Below are 25,080 nucleotides of genomic sequence, written 5' to 3'. Positions count from 1 at the left end.
CTTCAATCTTGACCTTTCTAAAGGTGAGATAGAATGTCAAAAAAGTTAAGTCATATACTCTTAATTGGAGTTGGTTTATTTTCATCAACTTGGGTAATGGCGGCAGTTAAAGAATATGATTTAACAATCGCTGAACAAACTGTAAATATCACAGGAAAACCAGTTGAGAGAATTACTGTAAATGGTAAATTCGTTGCACCACTTCTTGAATTTGAAGAAGGTGATGAGGCCGTTATCCGTGTTCACAATAAGTTAAAAAATCAGGACTCTTCAATCCATTGGCATGGCTTATTATTACCTGGAATTATGGATGGTGTACCTGGATTTAACAAATTTAATGGCATTGCCCCTAATAAAACTTATGAATATAAGTTTAAAGTCCGCCAAAATGGTACTTATTGGTATCATTCACATAGTAAAGGACAAGAACAAGACGGTTTATATGGTGCTTTTGTTATTTATCCTAAAGATAAAACTCCACTAACAGCTGCTGAAAAAACCGATAAAGATTACGTTGTTTTGCTTTCTGATTTTCATAATTCGACAAGTGATCAAATTATGAAAAATATTAAAAAAGAAGCAGACTACTATCAGAACCGCCGCGAAACAGTATTCGATGTATTAAAACAAGTTAAACGTGATGGGCTAAAAGCGACTTGGCAAGACCGTTCTATGTGGAATCAGATGCGAATGCTGAAAACAGATATGTCCGATGTGACTGGTTATACATTTTTAATGAATGGCAAGACACCTCAGCAAAATTGGACGGGTAACTTCAAAGCTGGTGAAAAAGTTCGCCTTCGTTTTATTAATGCTTCCGCTATGTCATTCTTTGATGTACGCATTCCAAACCTAAAAATGACTGTAGTCAGTGCTGATGGTCAACCTGTAAAGCCCGTTCCTGTAGATGAGTTCCGTATTGGTACTGCTGAAACTTATGATGTCATTGTGGAACCAAAACAAGCACATTACCAAATTGAAGCTGAATCTATTGATCGTACTGGTTTTTCGGTTGGAACCTTACATGATGAAAATACCTTACCTGTAAAACAAATTGAGATGCCTAAACCTCGTCCTCGCTCTTTATTGACTATGGAAGATATGGGGATGGATCATGACATGTCTTCAATGCAAGGTATGAATCATGATATGTCTTCAATGAAAGGTATGGATCATGATATGTCTTCTATGAAAGGCATGAATCACGATATGTCTTCTATGAAAGGTATGGATCATGATATGTCTTCAATGAAAGATATGAATCATGATATGTCTTCTATGAAAGGCATGAATCACGATATGTCTTCTATGAAAGGCATGAATCACGATATGTCTTCTATGAAAGGTATGAATCATGATATGTCTTCAATGAAAGGTATGGATCATGATATGTCTTCTATGAAAGGCATGAATCACGATATGTCTTCTATGAAAGGTATGGATCATGATATGTCTTCAATGAAAGATATGAATCATGATATGTCTTCTATGAAAGGCATGAATCACGATATGTCTTCTATGAAAGGCATGAATCACGATATGTCTTCTATGAAAGGTATGGATCATGATATGCCGATGAATAGCGCTACTGTTAAGGCGGCTTCAGACAAGAATGATAATACCGTATTTGGATGGGCAAATGCTTCAACACCTGAAGGTAATAAAGCATTGCAATATAGTGATTTGCAATCGTTAGATCCTCAAAAAGACACTCGTGCAGCTGAACGTGAAATAGAGATCCGTCTTGGTGGAAACATGGAGCGTTATATTTGGACAATAAATGGTAAAAAATTTAATGAAGCCGACCCACTAGTGGTGAAGTATGGTGAACGTATTCGCTTAAAATTTGTCAATGACAGTATGATGGCTCACCCAATGCACTTACATGGCATGTTTATGCAGCTTGAGAATGGTCAGGATCCAAGCAATATGCCAAACAAACATACGGTAATTGTTCCACCTGGGAAAACGATAACCACTCTACTCACAGCTGATGAGTTAGGTGAGTGGGCTATTCATTGTCACCTGCTTTACCATATGAGTGCAGGAATGATGAATAAACTCATTGTAGCTCAAGTGGAAGATGGTAATTCTACAAAGACTGTTCCTCAGTCCCAAGTAAATGAGAAGGGAGTAAATCCACATGCACATCACTAATAATTTGTTTTCAAAAACAACTTTGATGATTGCGCTATTTGGATTATCAAATCTAACGTTCGCTAAAAATGAAACTCCTGTACAAGACAGTAATATTACAAATGGTATGAGAGTCTTATTACAGGAGTCTGGTGGCTTAAGATATAGCCCCCAAGAATTGTATCCAGAATATTATTCAATGGAAAATGCAAATGGGGGAGATAATATTATTCTGACCGCAAGAAAGAGATCAGCCCCATCTCATGATGATCATCTTAAAGAACATGGCGGACAAATTTATCAAGCAACAAAACTTGAAAATGAATGGATGGTTGATGAAGACGGTAAGGGCAACCTAGGAACAAAGTTTGAAACTTTAATTGGAACAGATGAAAATCGTCTATTTATTGAAGCCAATTCGGAAAAGTCAGAAAGTAATGATCCAAAATATGCTGTATCAGCACTTTATAGCCGTAACGTAGCCCCATTTTGGGATGTACAAGCTGGGGTAAGATATAGTGAAGATAAAAATAACAGCAGCAGCGATCGAGTGGATGGGGTTATTGGTATATTAGGTCTAGCTCCTTATTTCTTTGAAACACAAGCATATCTTTATGGCGGTGAGAATAATTTTTGGGGAGCAAGTTTTGAATTAGAACGTGATTTGCTTTTAACTCAGAAACTTATTACTCAACCTTATATCGAAGCAGATGTAATATTTAGCGATGATTCTAACTATGCTGCAAAATCAGGTTTATCAGAACTAAAAACTGGTATCAAAACCCGATATGAGATTACTAAGCGAATTAAACCTTTCATTGATGTTGCTTACCAATATGAAAAAGGACAGAAAGCCACTTCTATGCAAGAGGCAACAGAGTCTGAAAAGGGATGGAAATATGGTGCAGGCATCGAATTAGTTTTTTAAAATAGTATGATTTGGATTCATGAATGGTAGCTTCGGCTACTATTCATGAATTATTACTATTTATTTTCGAATCTGTAAAACTAAAAAAGCTTAATTTTTGGTCTATTTTTATGCAGTGGTTAAAAACATGCTTAAAATTATCACTTATGAGAGTTTTTGATATGCCAACTAAAAAACCAACATCTGAGCGTGATATCGCTAAAGCAGCTGCTTATATATTGCAAGAAAGCTTTTTTAAAGGGTAATCCCCCCTAAAAATAATAGGATCTAAAAGTAGAATTTTCTCTTAAGATACGAGCAGGAGATTCTGCATGAAAACATCTAAATTTACTGACAGTCAGATCATGTCCATCTTGAAACAGGCAGAATCTGGCACACCTGTAGCGACCCTTTGCCGTGAACACGGCATGAGTAATGCTACCTTTTATAAATGGCGTGCCAAATATGGTGGTATGGATACATCATTAATGGCTCGACTGAAAGAGCTAGAAGCCGAAAATACCAGACTTAAAAAGATGTATGCGGAAGAGCGATTAAAGGCCGAAATCATCCAGGAAGCGATGGCAAAAAAGTGGTAAAGCCATCTTGCCGGCGTAAGATGGCACAACAGGCAGTTGCCCAGCATGCCATTAGTATTCGTTTGGCTTGTAAAGCATTTGGCATTAGTGAAACCTGCTACCGCTATCAAGCCAAACTCAGCGATGACAATGCACTCATTGCTGAACAGCTCATTGAAATCACTGAGGAAAATTCCGATTGGGGCTTTGGTTTGTGCTTCTCGTATTTACGGCATGTTGAGAGTTGCTGCTGGAATCACAAGCGGGTTTACCGCATTTACTGTGAGTTGGCACTGAATCTGCGTATTAAACCGAGAAGAAGACTAAAACGGCATGCGCCTGAACCATTGAAAGAACCAATCCGAGAAAATCAGGTTTTGTCATTAGATTTTATGCATGATCAGCTTTCCGATGGTCGCAAGTTTCGATTATTGAATGTGATTGATGATTACCGCCGCGAAGGCCTAGCCATTGAAGCAGGGTTCTCATTGCCCACAATCAGGGTTATTCGTACGTTGAATCAATTGCTGGAGTGGAGAGAAAAACCGTTAGTGATCCGATGCGATAATGGTCCCGAATTTATCAGTCACGAATTTGTGCGCTGGGCTACTGAGCACGGTATTCGTATTGAATATATTCAACCGGGTAAGCCACAGCAGAATGCGTATATTGAACGCTATAATCGGACCATACGTTATAGTTGGCTGAGCAAGCATTTATTTGATACTTTGGATGAAGTACAAGATTATGCAACAAACTGGTTGTGGCATTACAACCATGAAAGACCACATCAAGCTAACAAAGGAAAGCCACCTCTAATGGCTGCTTAACCTCTACTTTTAACTTCGGTTATTTATGGGAGGATTACCACACAAGTGATAAATTTCAGATATTTTTAGATAAATCTAGATATTTCCAATCTAAAAAACACACTGGAAGTGAACAACAATCAGATTTGTAGAAGTTAGAAAAAGTGGGGCTCAGCGGACGCTTACACAAAATAAATTATATATGCACTTTTAACTTAACATTTTTAAAGTTTAAAAAAATAGCTCCTCTTATTTACAAAATAAAAGGAGCTATTTTACTGTTTAAGAAACTGAATTTAAATGAATTGTAAGCGTCCGCTGAACCCCATGCCTATTTTTTAATTTGAGTTGGATTTCCAGCGATGTGGCAGTAATTCTTCTATTTGGGTCGCTTTATGTGTCGGCAGCCTTTTCAGCACATCACTTAAATAGGCATACGGATCCAGCCCATTCAGCTTTGCTGACTGGATTAAAGTCATGATATTGGCTGCTCGTTGACCACTGCGCAGCGAACCTGCAAATAGCCAGTTCTTTCGTCCCAAGGCCCAGGGGCGCATTGAGTTCTCTGCCCAGTTATTGTCAATGGGTAGATTGCCATCATCCAGATAGCGGCTTAAAGCTGGCCAACGCTTAAAACTGTAATTGATGGCCTTGGCGGTTGGAGAACTCGATGGCACCGTCAGATAATGTTGGTTGAGCCATTCATACAGTTGTTGCATCACCGGTTGGCTGTGCTGTTGTCGGTATTCGCGGCGGTGTTCTGCTGTACTATCGGTCTTTTTCCTGAGTTCTGCTTCTATCGCATACAGTTTCTGAATCATCAGTAATGCCTGTTCAGCGATCTGACTTTTCCCAGTCACATGTAGCTCATGGAATTTACGACGTGCATGCGCCATGCAGCCCACCTCAATGACCTGGCCTGATTTAAAGCGTGCTTTATAACCACTGTAATCGTCACAGACCAGATGACCCTGCCAGCCATTCAGGAACGCTTCAGCATGCTGACCTGAACGACTATCCTGAAAGTCATAGATCACTGCCTGAACTGGATTGTACTGTGTGGTGGCATAGGCCCAGACATAACCTTTCTTCGGTTTTTTCTCATTCTCACCCATCCGCATAATGGTGACCGGCGTTTCATCGGCATGGATCACCCGCTGTTGCAGCATCACCTGTTTTAAGGCATTGGCCAGAGGTTCCAGTTCTACACCGCAGCGACCAATCCAGTCAGATAACGTGGATCTGGACAGATCAATGCCCGCCCGCTGATAGATCAGGCGCTGACGGTACAGCGGCAAATGATCGGCATACTTCGATACCAGCACATGGCTGAGCAGTTCAGGACTGGCAATACCTTTATCAATCACATAGGCGGGCATCGCTTGCTGAGTCAGGGTGTCACACTGATCACAGACCCATTTGCCACGTACATGCTGTTCCTTATAGAACTGTGCCGGTCTGAAATGCAGTTTTTCACTGATATCTTCGCCGATACGACGTAACTGGCAGCCACAACTGCATTGGGTTGATGCAGGTTCATGCTCAATACGGATGGTGTGTAGATGATCGGGTAGCAGTCGACGTTTAGGTTTGTTGACTGTGGCTTTCTGTGTCGCTGCATCGGTTTTATCTGCATTTAATCGTTCTAATTCTAGATCAACGGCTGCAATATCTTCTTCGACCGCTTCATCCCAGAGATGGATTTGTTTTGCGGTGAGATGTTCGTTTTTACTGCCGAATTTGTGCTTTTTAAACAGCGCCAGTTCATGCTCGTATTTTTGATTGAGAATGGAAAGATGTTGGTTGCATGCTTCAAGATGCTGAACTTTGGTATCTAATTGTTGGTTATCTTCTGCGAGTTGTTGATGCTGCATTGCCAACTGTCTGGTAAATTCCAGCAGTTGTTCATGGGTCAGTTGGCTTAAGTCAGGCAGCGTATTCATGACCGCAGTATGCCTGAGGTCATGACGCAGAGGAAATAGAACGTTTGGAGAATAGCAGAATGTAGCAGCCTGGTTTAGAGCATCGTCACTACCTGCTGTTGTCCAATGCGCTGCCAGGGCAAACCCTGGATCAGTGCCTGTAACTGTTCCGGGCTGAGGGCTACGCTTTCACCCTGGTGAACTTTAGCCCAGTGAAATTTGCCCTGTTCCAGCCGCCGGGCACACAGCCAGATCCCCAGTCCATCATGCACCAGTACTTTCATGCGATGGCCACGTTTATTACAGAACAGGTAAGCACAATGCGGTTTGATGTAGCCAAAGGCTCTCACCACCTGAGCCATGGCCGTATCCATTCCTGCTCGCATGTCCATGGGCTGGGTAGACAACCAGATTTCATCGATACGGATCATGTTGCCAGTGCCTTGAGTAATTCTGCTAAAGCAGATATTTTTGATACTTGCCATTTCAAGCCAATTTCTGCTTTTGAGTGGGGTAAAGTAATTTGAACCGTTAATATGTCAGTAGGAGTAGGATCTAATGGTGCAGAGCAGGATAAGGCAATAAATGCAGGTTTATTCGGTAGTGGTGAGCGATCATTCCCTGGCTTAGCATCAATTAAGCGAATCCATTTGGATACAAGATTTGTATTCAATCCATGTTGCAAAGCGACCGAAGCAATTGAAACGTCCGGTGCTTTACAAGCCTGAACGATCTGCTGTTTAAATTCAGCACTGTATGTTCTTCGTTTTTTCGCAAGAGATGCGATGGATGTCTGGTTATTTGTAGTCATAAATTTTAGTCCCCACTTGTTTTTAAGTGGGGACTAAATTAAGGCTTATAGGATGAATTCATAAGGTGTGTTCAGCGGACGCTTACAATGAATTTAAAACAATAAACCTTTAAACAACTTAACAAATTACTTGGGTATATGATCTAGAACGGAAGCGTCCGCTGAGCCCCACTTTTTCTAACTCTTTTATGCACTTAATACAATAATGTTAATTTTTTTGTCGTCTTAATTCACTTTTAAAACTCTTAAACTATTTGTATGAAAATTTTGTTAAGATTTTAATCATTTTCTAATCATCAAGGCTCATAAAATTATGGGGTTACCTCGAACTTTTGTTAGCTTCAGTAGTACTGATATTCATTACTACAGATTAATGCAGGCATGGAAAGCCAATAAGCACATAAATTTTAATTTTACTGATTGCCAATTACATACTGCTATACAATCGGTAAATGAAGCTTATATAAAAAGATTATGCAGAGAACGTATCAATATGGCTGGTACATTAATTGTACTAGTAGGAAAAGATACTTATTTGAAAAATACATTTGTTAAGTGGGAAGTTGAAGTTGCCTTAGAAAAAAACTGCCGAATCATTGCTGTAAATTTAGATGGATCACGCCAATTAAATTTCTCTACTTGTCCAACTTTTTTACAAGATATTGGTGCAGTATTTGTTCCTTTTTCAGCAGAGATCGTAGCCTATGCTCTACAGTATTGGGTTAAGCAGCCAAGTGGAAACTGGTATTACCCAGATTCTATTTATCAACAACTTGGATATTGAGAGTGAGTATGAAAGAGGAAGACTTTCCAGGTTTATTTCTAGCCGCAGATAAAGTAGCGAAAAATTATCAAGATAAATTTAAACTTGTTTTAAAAACAAATTTAATTACTTTAGTAATAGCTGCAATTTTATCCTTCATTCCTATATCACATTGGATAATTCCTTTACTACAATTACTTGTACTATTAACCACTTTATTGTGTTCAATATACTTAGCCACTCAAAAACCGGAAAAAATTTGGTATTCTGGCAGAGCTCTTGCTGAATCAATTAAGACATTAACTTGGAGATATATTAGTAAAGCAGAACCATTTAATAATGAAGATAAAGAATCTAAAAGTGAGTTTATTAAAACTTTAAATCAAGCAGTCCAGCAAAATCGAGAAGTCTGTCAAAACTATTCAAATCATCTTGGTGATGAACAAATCACTAAAAAAATGATCGAAATGCGTTCAAAAGATCTAAAGACAAGACAACAAAATTATCACCTATATAGAATTAAAGACCAGAACGATTGGTATTCAGCAAAAGCAAAATATAATCAAGATAAATCAAATTTTTTCTTCATAATATTGATTATAATGAATAGTATCGCAGTCATATTAGCAGCTACAAAAATAGCTTTTGCTGATATTACACCGTGGCCTACCGATATTTTTATTGCAGCAGCAGCAAGCATTTTAACATGGATACAAGCTAAAAGATTTTCAGAACTGGCTGCTTCATATACTTTAGCTGCACATGAAATTAATATTATCAAGTCTCAAGCATTAGATGAAATGAACGAAGACGAATTTTCTGTATTTGTTGGTGATGCAGAAAATGCCTTTTCTCGCGAACACACTCAATGGGTAGCAAGAAAAGACATATACTAAATACTTACTAAGCTAAGCTTTTTTGCTTTTTTCCTATTATATTTTGTTGTTGAATAGGAAGGCGCAGTAATTGAGAAAGCTGTTGTTTTTCCTTATAGTCAGTTGGAAACATATATATATGTTGTACTATTAGTTCTTTAAGAATTCTAAAGCAAACTGGATTACTTCTTAATTGATCCGCTGTATTAGAAATTTTTGACATATCTAGCTTTTTATTAAAATGTAGATGAATGCACTGGTTTAATAAAATTAAAGCCGGTGTTTCATTTTCTTCTTTAATATTATCATAAACTTCTAAAGCTTCTTTCGATCCGATCGAAGCTGCTATTTTTCTTATTACTGCTTGCATAACATTATATGTTAAATGTGTATAAGCATTTTCAGCATACTTTTCTATTTCTTTATTTGAAAGACTAGGGTTTTCAGCTAATTGTTGTGAAATTAACTGAACTATTTCTTTTTTAGCAATATCAGTAACCTGAATAAAATATTGTAAAAACCTTAACCCTGATTTAATACTTTTTATTGCTAAATCATTTAATGCTCTTCTTTTTAATGAAGCGTGTCTATTTCTGATAATTTGGCCAGAAATTTCCATCCCTTTAAAAGCCTTATTAATATTCGCTAATATATCTTTAGAAACATCTACATAATTTGCTTCAAGTTTATTAATTTCATGATTACCTGATCTTTCAGCTAGATCCAAATTTTCATTATGTTTATCACGCTCACTTTGAACAACTCTTTGTTCAATTATTATTTCAGGAATTTGTTTCATAAACTCATCCATAAATTTAAGCTGGGATTTTTCTAAAGAAGCCTCCTCATTAGAATCAAATAGTGACTGCATTATATTATTTATTTTGTCAAGAACCCATGCATCTTTAGTATGATGTGTTATAAAAATAAGAATGTTTGCAAAGTCTTCACGATGCATATTATCTATTAAGTAATCCACTTTTACTTTAGCTTCTTCATCCTCTGAAAATGATTCAGCAATTTTCTTACCTACAAAAAAATAGAATATATATGGATATTTAAATCCTGTATAAATACCATTTTTCATTAATATTGAATGTCCTACTAATTTCTTAAGAATTATTTCTTTATCTATATTTAGAAATTCTTTTTGATAATAAGAAAAAAATTCTTCAAGTTCATAAGCATTTAAATCTGATTCTTTAACAAATATTCTCCATGCTAATTCTGTTAATACATTTAAATACTTATCATATTCTCTTTCATTTATTTTTGCATTCTCAAATGACTGGTAAATTAATTGTTGATAACAATGACCATGGGAAGATAGCTCTAAATTTAAGTTTTTATGAGCTTCAAACATTTGAAGCATCATTAATATATATATTGGCTTTGATGGAACAATATTTCTTTTAACAATAGTATTAAGTCGTTCTTTTAAATCATCACATCTTTCATATAAATCTTTTTCTTGAATAGTTTCTTCAATACCTAACGAAACCCATTTTTGAATTAGTTTTTCTCTTTTCTTATGCCCTAAGCCTAATATCTCTGCCTTTGTAAAATTTAAAAGAGGTGGTATATCATTAATCATTAATAAATATGAAATTTGAGATGTATAAATTTTCTTTATAAAAATTTTATTAAATTCACTTAAAAGTATATTGCGATATTTAGGATTTAAACCGATTTGATCAACATTATCTAATAATAAAATTGCTTTATTAGAATTAATATAATCATCAAAACTTAAATTGTTATATTGTTTTTTTAACTGTTTCTTAATTATTTCTTCCGTATTAGATTTCTTAATTTCCGCTGCACTTATATATAAAGGTAAAAAACCCTTAATAAGTTGATCTCTGTAATGATATTTTAGAAGTGATGATTTACCCTGTTGCTCTTCCGCTACAATTAATATTTCATCCCATTTTCTTAATACATCTCCTGAGTCATGATAAAATTTTAATTCACCCCCTATATTTTCATTTTTTATCTCTACATCAGGGGTAATAAAGATTTGATCTAATCCTATTTTTGTAACATTTCTATGGGTTAGAGTTATTTCAGTATCATTTAACCAATTTTCAATATCTGTAGTTATACCGATATTCTCTTCAGAATCTATAATTTTATTAGTTTTCATAATCTCGACTGGCTGAAAAGTAGTAATTACAGTATTAAGACCTTGCACTACATCCAACCAAGCCTCATCTGCATCATCCCATTTAGTAATAGGCTTTGCATCTGTTGGTAATGCTTGAAGCTCTGATAAATCAGAGTTCTTATTCCACATACTAGGTCTAAGAATTACTGGTATAAGTTGTGCTTTACCTTCCTTGTGCATTTTTAATGCGGTTTGTGCTTCTACTTCTATACAATAGTCTGAATCTAGAAAACTAGAACTAATTAAAAAAAGAATAATTGTGGAATTTTGTAAATTTTCTGATATTTCATTTGCCCAATTTGTGCCTGGTACTAATTTTCTATCGTTCCATTCTTCAATCAAACCAGTTCTTACTAAGGGAGATAAATGCTCTGTTAATGCATTCTTATGATCTTCATCTTTATGTGCATAACTAATAAAAATTTTAGCCACTAAACTACCCTCAACCCCATAAAAATATTGTTAAATTTTTCATCTATTCTATAGTATTTTTAGGCTTTGTTGCACAAACCTATCTGTAAAGGGTTTTTCAGCGATAGGCTTTTTGCACAAAGATTTGAAATGCAAAGCGCCCCTAATTGAGCTAAATTTAAGGCGTAACTTGGGTAAGTGGGCGACCTAATTCCGTAAATCTGTTAAGGACTGCTACACGTGCATGGATCTCATTCACTTGGCTATCAAAACTCCTTGCACTGAGTTTATCTCCTAATAATTTGATGCAATGCATCTTAGTTTCAACCAAACTTCGCCGATGATAGCCTGACCATTTTTTCCATAGTGTCCTGCCTAAACGTTTAATTGTTCGAAGTAATTCATTTCGCTCTAGCGAGCTACTCTTTGTATCTTTCCATTGTTTCGCATTTTTTCTAGGTGGAATCACCGCATGCGCTTGCCGATCTGCAATGACCTGACGGCATTGCTTGGTGTCATAAGCTCCATCGGTATAAACAGAGTTAATCTGCTCATCTTGTGGAATCTGATTAAGTAAATCACCAAGCACCTGTGAATCACTGACATTATTGGTTTTAAGCTGAACTGCTCGTATTTGTAGGGTTTTAGCATCTATACCAATATGAAGTTTACGCCATTGGCGACGATATTCAGGTCCATGTTTCTTGCGTTTCCATTCGCCCTCACCTAGAAACTTCATGCCTGTAGAGTCCATGAGTAGATGCAGCCCATCACTACTTTTTTGGTAGCTGATTACAATATCAATATGCTTTTGTCTTCTACAAAGCGTGGTGTAATCTGGAGCTATCCAATTTAATCCGCAAAGTTTAATCAGACTTTGCACAAAGCCAGTGACCTTACGTAAAGACAGACGGAATAAGGATTTAATCATTAAGCAGCATTGGATGGCTGCGTCGGAGTAGGTTTGATTTCGCCCTTGTTTGCCTTTTGATGGCGCATACCATTGCGTAGCAGGATCAAACCAAATGGCAATATTTCCGCGACTCATGAGTGCTCGGTTATATGCGGGCCAATTGGTTGTGCGGTAGATTTTGTGTGCAGGCTTCTTCATTTGAAAATTATATCGCTGAAAAACCCTTTACAGATAGGTTTGTGCAACAAAGCCATTTATGAAAAATATGGTAAAGCAGTTCAATATCTTCAAGTACCGCAACAATTGTGTTAACCGAATGCCCTCTGTTTCTCAAATAAATCATCGTATAAAGATTTGGGTATGTTAGAGGGAGACCATTACTATCAATTAAGACAGCAAATCTTTCCCCACTATTCATGACAAATCTTTTAACTGAAAGCATAAATTTTACAAAAAGTCTAAGTATTAAATATATTAAATCATAATAAAAAAAAGTTTACAGAACTATTTTAGTATCTGTAAACTTTCTCTGTAACCTACTAAATATAAAGATAAATTTTATAAACTTTACAAAAATATATCTCTAGTGTGTCTCAAAACGGAAGATCATCATCCATATCTGCTGGTGCTGCCGCAGGCGCTGACTGAGGAGCCGCCTTGGGTGCAAAACCGCTTGGGTTATTGTTCGCATAACCACTTTGTTGATTGTTGCTATTACCTGCTGCAGGATTGGCGCCATAACCGCCTTGGTTGTTGTTATTGTTATAACCACCACCTTGGTTATTGTTGAAACGTGGTTGTGCATAACCATCATTTCCGCCTTGCATTTGCTCACCTTGCTGACGGTTGTTGTCGAGCATCTGCATTTGCTCACCACGAATTTCTGTAGTGTAGCGTTCTTGACCATTTTGATCTGTCCACTGACGAGTACGCAGTGAACCTTCAATATAAACTTTCGAACCTTTACGTAGGTATTGTTGCGCAATTTCACCTAGACGGTTGTGTAACACAATACGGTGCCATTCGGTTTGCTCTTTACGCTCACCTGTGCTTTTGTCTGTCCAAGAGTCGCTCGTGGCAATTGAAAACTGGGTCAACGAACCACCGTTTGGAAAAGTTTTCGTCTCTGGATCTCGGCCTAATGTGCCCACTAAAATAACTTTATTTACACCGCGCATCTGATGTTTACTTCCTATCTATTTCTATTATTTACTTTATAAGAGTTATGCTTAAATGGCTACCTCTTTCCCCAACAACTGCGTTAAATCTTGTCGCGTAGCATCATCTATTTGCTGCTTATCGACTTTTACATACGCTACTTGCTGATCAGACATCACCACGACCTCTTCAATACCACGAATCGCTAAAAGCTGTGAAGTCCATTCGTCCGTTTGTTTATGTTCAGGTAAACGCAATACCATCGAAGACAAATAACGCGGTTGTGCCAAGCCAAAACTAATCAATAACCAAACAATCGCCAGTCCAGTCAGGATGCTCCAACCCAAAGCAGTATTGTTTAACAGCAACAACTGACCACCTGTGACACCACCAAAGAATGCGCCTAAAAACTGGCTGCTGGCATTTACGCCCATCGCAGTCGCTTTGGACTGAATCGGTGCAGCTTTCGATAACCATGACGGCAGCAACGCTTCCATAACGTTAAAAGCAATAAAGAATAAGCCCAAACCTGTCAGCAAGATATACTTCGACTCAAAGCCAAAAATTAGGATGCCTAAGCCTAAAATAATGCCGCCAATGGCCGTTAAAAAGATGCCTCGCATTTTGCGATATTTTTCAGCCAACACAATACTTGGAAAGGCAAAAAATAGGCTAATCACCAACAGTGGCAAATACACCCAGCCATGCGAATTTAGTGGAATTTTTGCAAAATCGATGAGCTGTGAGGGAACATAAATAAACATTGCCGTCAGCAATAAATGTAAGCTAAACACTGACACATGCAGACGGTTCAGATCCCCCATTTTTAAGACTTGTTTGAGCTGAGCCAAATAACCTTGCTGATAATTACGATGATGGCGGGTGACTTTGGGCACCAAAAATAACATCGAAATGGCCGCCAAACCCATGATGGTGGTCACCCAAAATAATCCTGAAATTCCTACTAAACCGGTAAGCCACGGCCCCAAACTAAAAGCCACAGCAAAAGAAACCCCGATACTCATGCCCATGGTTGCCATGGCTTTCATACGGTTTTCTTCACGGGTCACATCCGCCAGTAGTGCCATCACCACGGCAGACACTGCTCCACCACCCGCAATGGCACGACCAATAATCACCCCATAAATGGTGTCTGACATCGCTGCAATTGCACCACCCAAAGCAAACAGAAGCAGCCCAAAAACCACCAAAGGCTTACGGCTATAACGGTCGGCAATTAAGCTGAAAGGAATCTGTAAAATGGCCTGTGTTAAGCCATAAATCCCCACAGCCAAACCGAGCAACGCAGGCGTTGCATATTCATAGGTCTGCCCTGCCACAGAAAATACAGGGATGATCATGAACAAACCCAACATGCGTAAGGCAAAAATACTGCTTAAGGCAAAAGTTGAACGACGTTCTAAAGCATTCATCATAAACAAGGACAGACTGTATTGAATTAATCTTGGATCAAGATTATAGGCTATTCAATCTGACTAGCGGCATGAATTTTATGTTTAATAAAAGCCTTCCTGATCTGAAAAACAAAAAGCGCAGCCTGAGCTGCGCTTTTCCACGGTTTAAAGCAATCTGCTTTAAGCGGCTTGATGTTTTTTGTATTGAATAGAAGCAATAACAGCCCAAACAATAAAGGCCACACCAATTAAACCCGTGACAACTTCTGGTACATGTAGACCTGTGCCACTTGCCAGCATAATGAATGCTAAAGCACCAATTGCGTAGTGTGCACCATGCTCAAGGAAGACATAGGCATCCAAAGTCCCTTTTTCTACCAAGTAAATCGTCATCGAACGCACGAAAATCGCACCAATCGCGAGACCCAGCATAATAATCACAACATCGGAAGTAATCGCAAATGCACCAATTACGCCATCAAAACTGAACGATGCATCAAGTACTTCTAGGTATAAGAAACCACCAATACCTGCTTTGACCACACCCGTGGTTGCGCCATTGGCATCATGTGTAACTGCATTGCCGTCTTCATCAACTTCAGGTTCACCACCCAACAAATGACTCAAGACTTGTACGCCAATGTAAACCACGATGCCCCAGATTCCCGCCATGGTCACCACGAGACGTTTAGCTTCATCGACATTAGCCGCCATCACCAAAAGTGCAATCAGTGCAAGGAAGACTGACATTGCAGGAACATTAGCCAAGTTCGCCAAACGGCGCTCCAACCAACGGAACCAGTGCGTATCTTTACCTTCATCCAAAAAGAAGTTAAGAAACACTAACAATAAGAACGCGCCACCAAATGCAGCTATTTCAGGGTGGTGATCCATCAGACGTTGTGAGTAGGTTTTTGGATCATTTAAAGCCAATTGAACAACTTCAACGAAGCCCATATCTGCAGTTACCGCCACAATTGCGACAGGGAAGATTAAACGCATACCAAATACAGCGACTAAAATACCCACGGTAAGGAATAACATTTTCCAAAAATGATCCCAACCTCGTAACACAGATGCATTGACAACGGCATTATCAAAAGATAACGAGACCTCCATCACCGCTAAAATTGCAGTGATGGTCAAAGCAGTAAACATGGTCTTTAAGCCCGCTTCTGGTCCATGGGTAAAACCCCAGTACGCAGACAACGCAAGACACACGATCGTAAAAATGATAGAGAAACCAAAATGTTTCATCATGACAGATCGACCTATAAAAAAATTTGGAGATGAACGAAAACTTAAAAAACAGGTTGAGTTTTATGGCCGCAATTATGACGCTTTTTGCGCCTGAAACCAAAACATCTTCGTTAATTTTTACTTATCTCACCGATGTACGGAGATGGATTGTTGTTCCGCGTAAACTGTTGTTATAGTCTTGCCCATATTTTGGCTTCCCTCAGGATCTAATCATGGCCTTTTCCCAAGACGTTTGGCAACGTAATGTCGACTTATATCAAAAAACACTGGCTTTACCTTTTAACCAAGAATTGGCTTCAGGCACACTTAATAAAGAAGCGTTTTGCCATTATGTGATTCAAGATGCGCACTACTTGGTGGCTTATGGTCGTGCTTTAGCGGTGTGTGGTGCCAAAGCGTATGAGGCTGACGACATTATTCAGTTTAGCCAAGGGGCTAAAGAAGCGATTGTGGTGGAACGCAGTTTACATGATGGCTTTATGAAAAATTTTGATATTTCAAAGCAGCAGTTTGAAGAAACACCGCTAACTTTAGCATGTCACCATTACACTTCATTTCTAACGGCAACAGCATGGTCTGAAAGCTACCCTGTAGTGTTAGCAGCACTCTTACCTTGTTTTTGGATTTATGCTGAAGTGGGTAAAGACATTGTGGGTAACTCTATCGCCAACAACCCGTACCAAGCGTGGATTAATACTTACGCGGGGGAAGAATTCAACCAAGCGGTACGTAATGTAATTGCAACCATCGATAAAGTGGCTGCACGTTGCGATGCGGATACCATTGAGAAAATGCATAAAGCCTACCGTAAAGGGGCTGAACTGGAATGGTTGTTCTGGGACAGCGCTTATAAACAGCAGCAATGGCTCGGTTTAGACCACGCTTAAAAGCGAAAATGATCCAAAAAGCCCTGAACCCTTCAGGGCTTTTTATTGACCGAATATCGTATTTTTTCAGAAGGCGCGATTGCTATTTTAAGCATTTAAAACTAAACTTCAATAATGATAATAATTATCATTTGCATAATTAACTTTCGAGGGCCGTTCTCATGCATCCTGATACTCTAGGTACTGAAGCCATTCGTGCATTTTTTACCGTACAATGTTGCTGGCTGAATAACGAAGAAATTTACCTTGAAAAAGGCTGTTTACACTGCGGTTCTGCCGCGACCTATCTCATTTATTATACCAATCCACATATTCAAAAATTGATGTTGGCGTTTATTAAAAAATATCATTGCGTTTTGAGTCGAGAACAAGACTTACTCGACCTACCAGACTTTGAAGATGACTACGACGCCTTCTTACAAACTCTTGAGCACGAAGTCAATTTCTATGTCCGTCTCCATCATGACATTATCCGTCCCTTTGCTTTTGAGACGGTCGATTCAATCTTTGAACGTCCTTATGCGCTAGCATGTTAAATACTGCAACCATAACAATGCTCTATCCCTGAAGGCGTACGGCAAACCAAAAATAACACAGTCATGATTCAACTTTTGCTTTGCGCCGAATGGGTGATCCACTCTTTTTTAGGGAACTTATAAATACCTTCCTGTTTTCAGTCACAGCCAATATCGATAGCTTGAGACTTGTTTCAACACTGAAATCTAGCTACAGTCTAGCAGCATCAATTTTCTTTTGGCCGACATGATTTTTCGCTATAAAATCATGTTTAACACTTGAATAAAGCATAAGTCGTTATCATATACCTCCTTCATCTGCACAATTTCGAGATAGTTTTATGAGCCAAAGTCATATCCGTATTCGAGGCGCACGTACCCATAACTTAAAAAATGTGAACCTTGATATTCCCCGCGACAAATTCGTGGTGATCACGGGACTTTCTGGTTCAGGTAAGTCATCGCTTGCATTTGATACGCTGTACGCCGAAGGCCAGCGTCGTTATGTCGAATCGCTTTCGGCCTATGCGCGCCAGTTCTTGTCACAAATGGAAAAACCTGAAGTTGACTCAATTGAAGGTTTAAGCCCTGCCATTGCGATTGAACAGAAGTCAACCAGCCATAACCCACGTTCTACGGTGGGAACCATTACCGAAATTTATGACTATTTACGTCTACTCTACGCACGTGTCGGCACGCCATTTTGCCCAGAGCATGATTTGCCGATGGTGGCACAGACCGTATCGGAAATGGTCGATGCCGTAAAAGGATTGGATGAAGGGACAGCACTGATGCTGCTTGCACCAGTGGTGCGTGAGCGTAAAGGCGAATATTCCAACTTGTTTGAACAATTACAAAGTCAAGGTTTTGTCCGAGCGCGCGTCGATGGTGAAATTGTTGATCTCGACCCAATTCCAGAACTCGATAAAAAGAAAAAACACACCATTGAAGTGGTGGTGGATCGTTTTAAAGTTCGTGATGACCTCGGCAACCGGATTGCAGAATCTTTTGAAACGGCACTGCGCTTAGGTGGTGATATTGCTGTTTTGTCTTGGATGAACGGTGAACACCCAGATCGGGTCTTTTCGGCTAAACACTCGTGTCCTGAATGTGACCGTGCTGTCGCAGAATTAGAACCTCGTCTATTCTCATTCAACAATCCCTTTGGTGCCTGCCCAACCTGTGATGGTTTAGGGACCCGTAGCCATTTTAGTGCTGAAAAACTCATTCCAAGTCCTGATGTATCGATTAGCCAAGGTGCTATTCGTGGTTGGGATCGTCAACGTCCGTATTATTACAGCATGATTGAAAAAGTGGCAGCGCATTTTGGTTTTTCTTTGGATACACCTTGGAATGAATTGGATGCGGATACCAAAAAGAAATTTTTATACGGTACAGGCAAAGAAAAAGTTGATTTAAGTTATATCGACGAACGTGGTCGTAAGCATAATCGTGTGCAACCTTTTGAAGGAATTTTGCCACATTTAGAACGTCGCTATCGTGAAACTGAGAGTAACTATGTTCGTGATGATTTAGCACAGTACCTGTCTAATGCGGCATGTGATGCCTGCGGCGGATCACGTCTAAATGAAATTTCACGTCATGTTCGAGTAAAAGACAAAACCATTGCCCAAATTACCAAAATGTCGATTGGTGATGCGGAAAGTTATTATCAAGATTTAAATCTTGATGGTGCAAAAGGTGAAATTGCCGATAAAATCTTTAAAGAAATTCGTGAGCGCCTGCACTTTCTAGTCTCTGTGGGTTTGAATTATTTAAGTCTATCTCGTTCAGCAGAAACATTGTCTGGTGGTGAAGCGCAACGTATTCGTTTGGCTTCGCAAATCGGTGCAGGTTTGATGGGTGTGATGTATGTCCTCGATGAACCATCGATTGGTCTGCATCAACGTGATAATGATCGCCTATTGGAAACCTTAGTCCGCTTACGTGATTTGGGGAATACCGTTTTAGTCGTTGAGCATGATGAAGATGCGATTCGTGCAGCGGATCATATTATCGATATTGGTCCTGGCGCTGGTATTCATGGCGGTCATGTGATTGCTGAAGGGACTTATGATGAAATCCTTGCGAATAGTGAATCACTTACAGGTCAATATTTATCAGGCAAACTGAAAATTGAAGTACCGAAAAAACGTACTGAACCACCAAAGCCTGAAGAACAAATTAAATTGATGGGTGCTGCGGGTCATAACCTACAGAATGTGGATTTAACCATTCCTTTGGGTGTGATGACCTGTGTGACTGGTGTATCTGGTTCAGGTAAATCAACGTTGATTAATCGTACTTTATTGCCTTTAGCAGCAACACAGCTTAATGGTGCAACCACTTTAACGGCTGAAAAATTTGATTCAATTGATGGTCTGCAATTCCTTGATAAAGTTGTTGATATTGACCAAAGCCCGATTGGCCGTACACCTCGTTCTAACCCTGCAACGTATACGGGTTTGTTTACCCCAATTCGTGAATTGTTTGCGCAAACACCTGAAGCCAAAGCACGTGGTTATGCTGCGGGACGTTTCTCGTTTAACGTGAAAGGTGGTCGTTGTGAAGCCTGTGAAGGTGATGGCATGATCAAAGTGGCTATGCACTTTTTACCTGATATGTATGTGCCTTGTGATAATTGTCATGGTGAACGTTATAACCGTGAAACGTTAGAAGTGGGTTATAAAGGTAAGAATATTTCCGATGTACTGAATATGACAGTTGAAGATGCAATGCATTTCTTTGATGCGATTCCTGTGATTCATCGTCGTTTAGAAACACTGAATCAAGTGGGCTTGGGCTATATTCGTTTAGGTCAGTCAGCAACGACTCTATCAGGTGGTGAAGCGCAACGTGTGAAATTAGCACGTGAATTGGCAAAACGTGATACAGGTAAAACGTTATATATCTTGGATGAACCCACTACAGGTCTACATTTCCATGACATTGCTAAACTGTTAGATATCCTTCATGAGCTACGCAATAAGGGCAATACTATTGTGGTGATTGAGCATAATTTGGATGTGATCAAAACTGCTGACTGGTTGATTGATTTGGGCCCTGAAGGTGGTGCAGGTGGTGGGATGATTATTGCGGAAGGAACGCCTGAACACGTGGCGAAGAATAAAGTTTCGCATACTGCGAAGTTTTTGAAGCCGATGTTGAAGTAGTAAATCCTCCCCACCCCCCCTTTTAAAAAGGAGGGAGTTCCCATTACTAATCAAATGGTGTTCCCCTCTTTATCAAAGAGGGGTTAGGGGGGATTACCATACCAACAGTTTACTTATATTACTCAAATGCTCGAATCTTCTCCGCCAATTTCGCCAACTCGTCATCATTTGCTCGCTGAAAATCATGTGATGAAATATAGCCTTCGTACTGCTCAAAGTATTTATCAACATTAGAATTTACAGCTTTCCAGTTTTCATGCACTTGCATAGTTCCATGCATAGGGAACAATTTTGCATGTATATGATCGACACCAAAACCTTCAAATACCATTGCGGTACGTCCAACGTCTTCAAAGAATCCATCTAACTTTTTCGCAATTTTCTTGGTATAGAGTATTAACCCAGTTAAAACATCATCATCTAAATCAAAAGCATAACTTGCATAATGCTTTTTCGGGATCACAACCGTTGCGCCTAATGTATTTGGAAAGATAGTCAAAAAAGCCATATAGTCATCATTGCTATCAATGACGTGGCAAGGTATTTTATTTTGAATCATCTGACAAAAAATACAGCCTTCGCTCACGTTTAGCTCCTTCTATTATTATCAAATTTAATTTAAACACAGACTTCTATTGAGTTATATCACCCTGGTTTTTTTGATATTTCCAGTAGCTAAGAATTTCACAAATAAACTCAACTCGCCACCTTATTTTTACCCTGCTCTTTGGCTTGAAACAAAGCACGATCGGCTTTTTCTAACAGTGCCATCCAACTGGTCGCACCAATTGCGACCCCAATACTAATACTAACTTTTAAATCAGGGCAACGTACATTATCAAGTGGCTTCGCTTCATAAATCTCAGAACGAATCTTTTCCGCAATTTTTAAAGCGCGCTCCATTCCAACATTTTCAATCAGCACAATAAATTCATCGCCACCGTAACGTACCAACAAGTCAGATGTCCGAATATTTTCTTTTAATTTTTCAACCACAAACTGAATCACCTGATCCCCCATCAGATGTCCATACACATCGTTGACCTGTTTAAAATGATCGATATCGATCACCATTAAACAAGTTTCCGAAAACTGAGTCGGCTGATTTTCCAAAAGTTTAATGTATTCATTCAGCGCATAACGGTTTGCAACCCCGGTTAATGAATCCAAATGCGCAATATTCTTGAGTCGAAACTCCAACGCATCTCGCTGCTGAAGCGTCTGTTTTAACTGCTGAATTGCTGTAAATAAAGAATACATATTGGCGGGTTGATCTTTGGTATCCATCGGGTTGGGGCGAATACTTGAATGGGATAAATCAAACAGAATTTCACGCGCTTGAATGAGTGGACTAAACACTCTCTTGCGCGCATAGATCATGGTAAACAGTGCCGCAAAAATTGAAATCAGTGAAATACCCACCGTTGTGAGCAAAATATTTTGTGCTTTATGCTTTTCGATAATGGCTTTTTCAACGCTATATTTGAGTAAATAATTTTGCAATTCCACCACGGTCGAAAATTTATCAACGATTGCTTCAGTTAACTGTGTCCCTGTTAAATAGTACGGTCGATGGTAAATACTTTCATTCATCAAGCGCTCTACGATTAATAGCCCTTTGGCTAAAAACTCGTTATAAACCGCTTGATGCAGCACTTTAAATTCTTCGGTTTTATCACGCTCGGGCTGTAAGGTATCAATGAGTTCCCACAAATACATCACTTGCCTCCGAGTCTGTAAAGAACGCGCTAAATTGGTTTCAGGAATCGGTTGTTTAAAAGCCACATGTGCCATCACATTGGATGCAGCACGACCGGCCTGATCACGTAAGTCCGCTAATAATAAAATTTGGACATAGAAGTTTGAAACAGCGGTGTCTTTGCCTTCAGATACAGCGATTACGTCTTTTAAAACATCATGACTACGATCCCAAGCACTAAACATTTTTAGGATGGCTTGATCCATGGTCTCGGCATTACGTTGCTCACGTGGTAGAGCTGCATAGGCATCTACCTGTTGTCTGCCTTGCATTAAAGCTTCATCTAAACGGTCAACTAAACTTAAATCTAAATTTGGGAGGTTCGAGTGCTTTAAAACCTCTAAAGTCTTTTTCATCTGCTCATCCACCGTGAGCCGATATAGTTTTAACTCAAGCACGTGTTTGGCAAAGTCTTGTTGATTACTCGACATGAGTTTGTTGGCTGGTGCACGCTCTCGTGAAATCTTATTGGCCAAGTCTGCAACAGCCTGTAAGGCTTGTATTTCAGTTAAAGCTTGGTTGGTTTTGTTGTAATCACGATAACTTTTAACTATCAACGGAATGGATAAGCTGCACAATGACAAAATAATAATGCTCATTGCAATATACAGCTTTTGACTCAAATACTCAGAGCGTATTTCTCGCATACTTCAACCACGCCCCCATTCCCAAATAAAAGAAAACTAAATTAACTGTTTATTATACGAACAGTATATCGTGTATTTAAGTGATTAATTCTTTGTTTTGCATCGTTTTAAGATTTCATCATCCCCAAATGATCACAGCTAAACTTTCACTCACCTATGAAAGCTGAGTCAATCCATCCTTAATAATATTCATGTTTAGTGTGAATTTCATTCAATATTTTTAATTCCCATTTTTTAAAGTTCCTATATTTACATATGCAACATTTAAGTGCATAATGCACAGTATTGGAGCGAATTAGAGTATATCCTCAGCAAATATTCTAATTTTCCCACAAATTTTGGCGGAAAAAACCAACTTCTCTTAGAAGTTGGTTTTTTTTTGCTCGAATAAAAGTTTTTAATGAAAAATACAGCCCCACATTTGCACCATTATGGCGCATTAAACTCCAATATATTTTTATTCAGAAAAAAGAAGATCTCGAAAATTTAAATAAAAAAAAGCCCAACCTTGGGGAAAGTTGGGCAGATAAACAAAAACTGTTTGTGGAGAATTAGCTTCTCAGAAAACAACAATATTGTTAAATGATTCGCTAAAGTCATTATGAAATAAATCCGTTCACTTGTAAAGCCAACTAAAGCACTATGGATTAACACAACGCTATAATTATCGTGAAAATTATCACAAATACCCAGAGGATATGTACATTATGCAAGCTAAAAACGAGCTTTTTGCGCTAATTTTAGGCGTTTTTTAGATTTAGGACACAAAAACGCCTATATTTGAGGTGCCTTATTTAACTTTTTTACCGTTTATATCAATATATTCAATCTAATTTACCAATTAAAAATCAAGTTCAGTACAATTCATTTTCCTGCATTCTCTGTTTTCTAAATAGGTATACCCTATTGTTCTGCTGTAAGTTTTTTTTGGTTGACATGGATACACTCAATTGAGCAATTTTTAACCTCTAACACAGCTAGAGTAATTACTCAATAATATAATACCATTAGAGCTCATTGACTTAATAAATTGTTACAATAGAATAGCATTAGTTTAATCCAATGTTAACAATCTGGTAAATATCATGAAAAAACTCGGTTTAGCCACTGCTTTATTATTAGCCATGACCGGTGCTCAAGCATACCAATTCGAAGTACAAGGTCAATCTGAATACATCGATGCATCTGATGCAAATGACAAAGATTTTACTGGCGGTTTACAAGGTACTTTCTACTTTAAAGATGTTGATTCATCTAAAGGTCCTTTAGCTGAAGCTGCTTTTTTAAACCAAGCTTCAAATGTTTCTTTGGCATATAACTATGCTGAATTAGGCACTGACGGTACTGATTTCATCGCACACAACTACGGCGCTAAAGCTGAAGCGTATATTCCTACTAAATTCGTTCCAGCATATGCAAGTGCGTCTTATAGCCACACACATTTGGATGGTAAAAACAGCGAAACTCCTGATGACAATGGCGACCGTTATGCTCTTGAAGTGGGTGCTTTAGCTGCTCCAAACTTCTTGGTTGCTGTAGGTTATACTAGCGTTGCTGACCAATTTGCTCTTGATGCGTTCAACGTAATGAGCAATGGCGCGGTTAAAGCTGTTGGTGAAACTGCAACCATCGGTGATGACCAAGACGCGATTACGGCACGTACTAAATACGTAGGTAACATCGACGGTACTAACATGGCGCTTGGCTTAGAAGCTGGCCTTGTTTATGGTGACGACACTGCTTACCAATTAAAAACTGACCTTTACTTAACACCTGCGTTAAGTGTTGGTGCTTCTTATGTTGAATCAAGCTTTGCTGGTACTCCAGATTCAGCTTGGGGTGCGAACGTAAACTACTTCATCACTCCAGCGATTGCTGTAGGTGCTAGCTATGTAAATGCTAATGCTGAAAGTGCAAATCTTGATACACAATCTGTTGGCGTAAACGCTAAATTCCGTTTCTAATTCAATTTAG

The 25,080-nt window shown here is 38.7% G+C and carries 20 protein-coding genes and 1 pseudogene; 10 read left to right on the top strand and 11 right to left on the bottom strand.

Annotated features, from left to right (window positions below; translation table 11 throughout):
- Window positions 1-33: 33 nt before the first annotated feature.
- The 4 genes from ACSC9N_RS01030 to ACSC9N_RS01015 all read left to right on the top strand — a co-directional run bounded on the left by ACSC9N_RS01030 (window position 34) and on the right by ACSC9N_RS01015 (window position 4,451).
- Window positions 34-2,157, top strand: a complete 2,124-nt coding sequence (locus ACSC9N_RS01030; protein ID WP_058870702.1) for a multicopper oxidase domain-containing protein — start codon at window positions 34-36, stop codon at window positions 2,155-2,157.
- A complete protein-coding gene (locus ACSC9N_RS01025) occupies window positions 2,144-3,064 on the top strand; it encodes a copper resistance protein B (RefSeq protein WP_058870630.1) in 921 nt (306 codons plus the stop codon). The genes ACSC9N_RS01030 and ACSC9N_RS01025 overlap by 14 nt, the downstream gene beginning before the upstream one ends.
- Window positions 3,065-3,087: 23 nt before the next feature.
- Entirely contained in the window at window positions 3,088-3,309 is a 222-nt protein-coding gene (locus ACSC9N_RS01020; RefSeq protein WP_058870629.1) for a hypothetical protein, read from the top strand.
- 66 nt (window positions 3,310-3,375) lie between these two features.
- Window positions 3,376-4,451 (top strand): IS3 family transposase gene (locus tag ACSC9N_RS01015; RefSeq protein ID WP_439036100.1). Its coding sequence is split into 2 segments (ribosomal slippage): window positions 3,376-3,628 and window positions 3,628-4,451, totalling 1,077 coding nucleotides; the frame shifts between segments, so codons are not numbered across the junction.
- A 317-nt stretch (window positions 4,452-4,768) separates the two neighbouring features.
- Here the strand turns inward: ACSC9N_RS01015 and tnpC are convergent.
- The 3 genes from tnpC to tnpA form a co-directional block, all read right to left on the bottom strand.
- Window positions 4,769-6,373 (bottom strand): IS66 family transposase, encoded by a 1,605-nt coding sequence (gene tnpC / locus ACSC9N_RS01010; protein WP_004835366.1) that lies wholly within the window; start codon window positions 6,371-6,373, stop codon window positions 4,769-4,771.
- A 74-nt stretch (window positions 6,374-6,447) separates the two neighbouring features.
- Window positions 6,448-6,783: an IS66 family insertion sequence element accessory protein TnpB gene (gene tnpB / locus ACSC9N_RS01005; RefSeq protein ID WP_004282310.1), complete on the bottom strand. Its 336-nt coding sequence runs from the start codon at window positions 6,781-6,783 to the stop codon at window positions 6,448-6,450.
- A complete protein-coding gene (tnpA, locus tag ACSC9N_RS01000; RefSeq protein WP_098733097.1) occupies window positions 6,780-7,163 on the bottom strand; it encodes an IS66-like element accessory protein TnpA in 384 nt (127 codons plus the stop codon). The genes tnpB and tnpA overlap by 4 nt, the downstream gene beginning before the upstream one ends.
- A 313-nt stretch (window positions 7,164-7,476) precedes the next feature.
- Between tnpA and ACSC9N_RS00995 the strand changes: the two genes are divergently transcribed.
- Together ACSC9N_RS00995 and ACSC9N_RS00990 are read left to right on the top strand one after the other, a co-directional pair.
- Window positions 7,477-7,947 (top strand): TIR domain-containing protein, encoded by a 471-nt coding sequence (locus tag ACSC9N_RS00995; RefSeq protein ID WP_058951564.1) that lies wholly within the window; start codon window positions 7,477-7,479, stop codon window positions 7,945-7,947.
- A gap of 8 nt (window positions 7,948-7,955) precedes the next feature.
- Window positions 7,956-8,822: a DUF4231 domain-containing protein gene (locus tag ACSC9N_RS00990; protein WP_058952493.1), complete on the top strand. Its 867-nt coding sequence runs from the start codon at window positions 7,956-7,958 to the stop codon at window positions 8,820-8,822.
- Window positions 8,823-8,829: 7 nt separating this feature from the next.
- Here ACSC9N_RS00990 and ACSC9N_RS00985 read toward each other — a convergent pair whose 3' ends face one another.
- The 6 genes and pseudogenes from ACSC9N_RS00985 to ACSC9N_RS00960 all read right to left on the bottom strand — a co-directional run bounded on the left by ACSC9N_RS00985 (window position 8,830) and on the right by ACSC9N_RS00960 (window position 16,125).
- The gene (locus ACSC9N_RS00985; RefSeq protein WP_058951563.1) at window positions 8,830-11,400 is read right to left on the bottom strand and encodes a toll/interleukin-1 receptor domain-containing protein; all 2,571 of its coding nucleotides are present in this window, start codon (window positions 11,398-11,400) and stop codon (window positions 8,830-8,832) included.
- Between the two features lie 157 nt (window positions 11,401-11,557).
- Window positions 11,558-12,490, bottom strand: a complete 933-nt coding sequence (locus tag ACSC9N_RS00980) for an IS5-like element ISAba12 family transposase (RefSeq protein WP_131230786.1) — start codon at window positions 12,488-12,490, stop codon at window positions 11,558-11,560.
- Between the two features lie 55 nt (window positions 12,491-12,545).
- A pseudogene (locus tag ACSC9N_RS00975) lies at window positions 12,546-12,734 on the bottom strand (site-specific integrase); the annotation flags it as partial.
- Between the two features lie 151 nt (window positions 12,735-12,885).
- Window positions 12,886-13,470 carry a single-stranded DNA-binding protein gene (ssb, locus tag ACSC9N_RS00970; protein ID WP_058951561.1) on the bottom strand — a complete coding sequence of 195 codons (585 nt, stop codon included), beginning with the start codon at window positions 13,468-13,470 and terminating at the stop codon, window positions 12,886-12,888.
- 51 nt (window positions 13,471-13,521) lie between these two features.
- Complete coding sequence (locus tag ACSC9N_RS00965) at window positions 13,522-14,886, bottom strand: MFS transporter (RefSeq protein WP_004978200.1); 1,365 nt, start codon at window positions 14,884-14,886, stop codon at window positions 13,522-13,524.
- Window positions 14,887-15,045: 159 nt separating this feature from the next.
- A complete protein-coding gene (locus ACSC9N_RS00960; protein WP_058952492.1) occupies window positions 15,046-16,125 on the bottom strand; it encodes a DUF475 domain-containing protein in 1,080 nt (359 codons plus the stop codon).
- 212 nt (window positions 16,126-16,337) lie between these two features.
- Here ACSC9N_RS00960 and tenA point away from each other — a divergent pair, with 212 nt between their 5' ends.
- From tenA to uvrA, 3 genes are all read left to right on the top strand, one after another.
- A complete protein-coding gene (tenA, locus tag ACSC9N_RS00955) occupies window positions 16,338-17,012 on the top strand; it encodes a thiaminase II (RefSeq protein ID WP_058951560.1) in 675 nt (224 codons plus the stop codon).
- Between the two features lie 161 nt (window positions 17,013-17,173).
- Window positions 17,174-17,548, top strand: coding sequence for a hypothetical protein (locus tag ACSC9N_RS00950; RefSeq protein WP_058951559.1), 375 nt, complete (start codon window positions 17,174-17,176; stop codon window positions 17,546-17,548).
- A 320-nt stretch (window positions 17,549-17,868) separates the two neighbouring features.
- Window positions 17,869-20,700 carry an excinuclease ABC subunit UvrA gene (gene uvrA / locus ACSC9N_RS00945; RefSeq protein ID WP_058951558.1) on the top strand — a complete coding sequence of 944 codons (2,832 nt, stop codon included), beginning with the start codon at window positions 17,869-17,871 and terminating at the stop codon, window positions 20,698-20,700.
- Between the two features lie 118 nt (window positions 20,701-20,818).
- On the opposite strand, the gene ACSC9N_RS00940 is transcribed toward uvrA, so the two are convergent.
- Both ACSC9N_RS00940 and ACSC9N_RS00935 read right to left on the bottom strand, forming a co-directional pair.
- Complete coding sequence (locus ACSC9N_RS00940) at window positions 20,819-21,286, bottom strand: HIT family protein (protein WP_101598932.1); 468 nt, start codon at window positions 21,284-21,286, stop codon at window positions 20,819-20,821.
- Window positions 21,287-21,396: 110 nt separating this feature from the next.
- Window positions 21,397-23,106 (bottom strand): GGDEF domain-containing protein, encoded by a 1,710-nt coding sequence (locus ACSC9N_RS00935; RefSeq protein WP_178895762.1) that lies wholly within the window; start codon window positions 23,104-23,106, stop codon window positions 21,397-21,399.
- 1,085 nt (window positions 23,107-24,191) lie between these two features.
- Here ACSC9N_RS00935 and omp33-36 point away from each other — a divergent pair.
- Window positions 24,192-25,070, top strand: coding sequence for a porin Omp33-36 (omp33-36, locus tag ACSC9N_RS00930; protein ID WP_183174708.1), 879 nt, complete (start codon window positions 24,192-24,194; stop codon window positions 25,068-25,070).
- Window positions 25,071-25,080: the final 10 nt, after the last annotated feature.

Source organism: Acinetobacter sp. PC34 (assembly GCF_051789135.1).
GTDB classification, from domain to species: Bacteria; Pseudomonadota; Gammaproteobacteria; order Pseudomonadales; family Moraxellaceae; genus Acinetobacter; species Acinetobacter johnsonii.
This window is presented reverse-complemented; position numbering and strand designations above follow the sequence as displayed.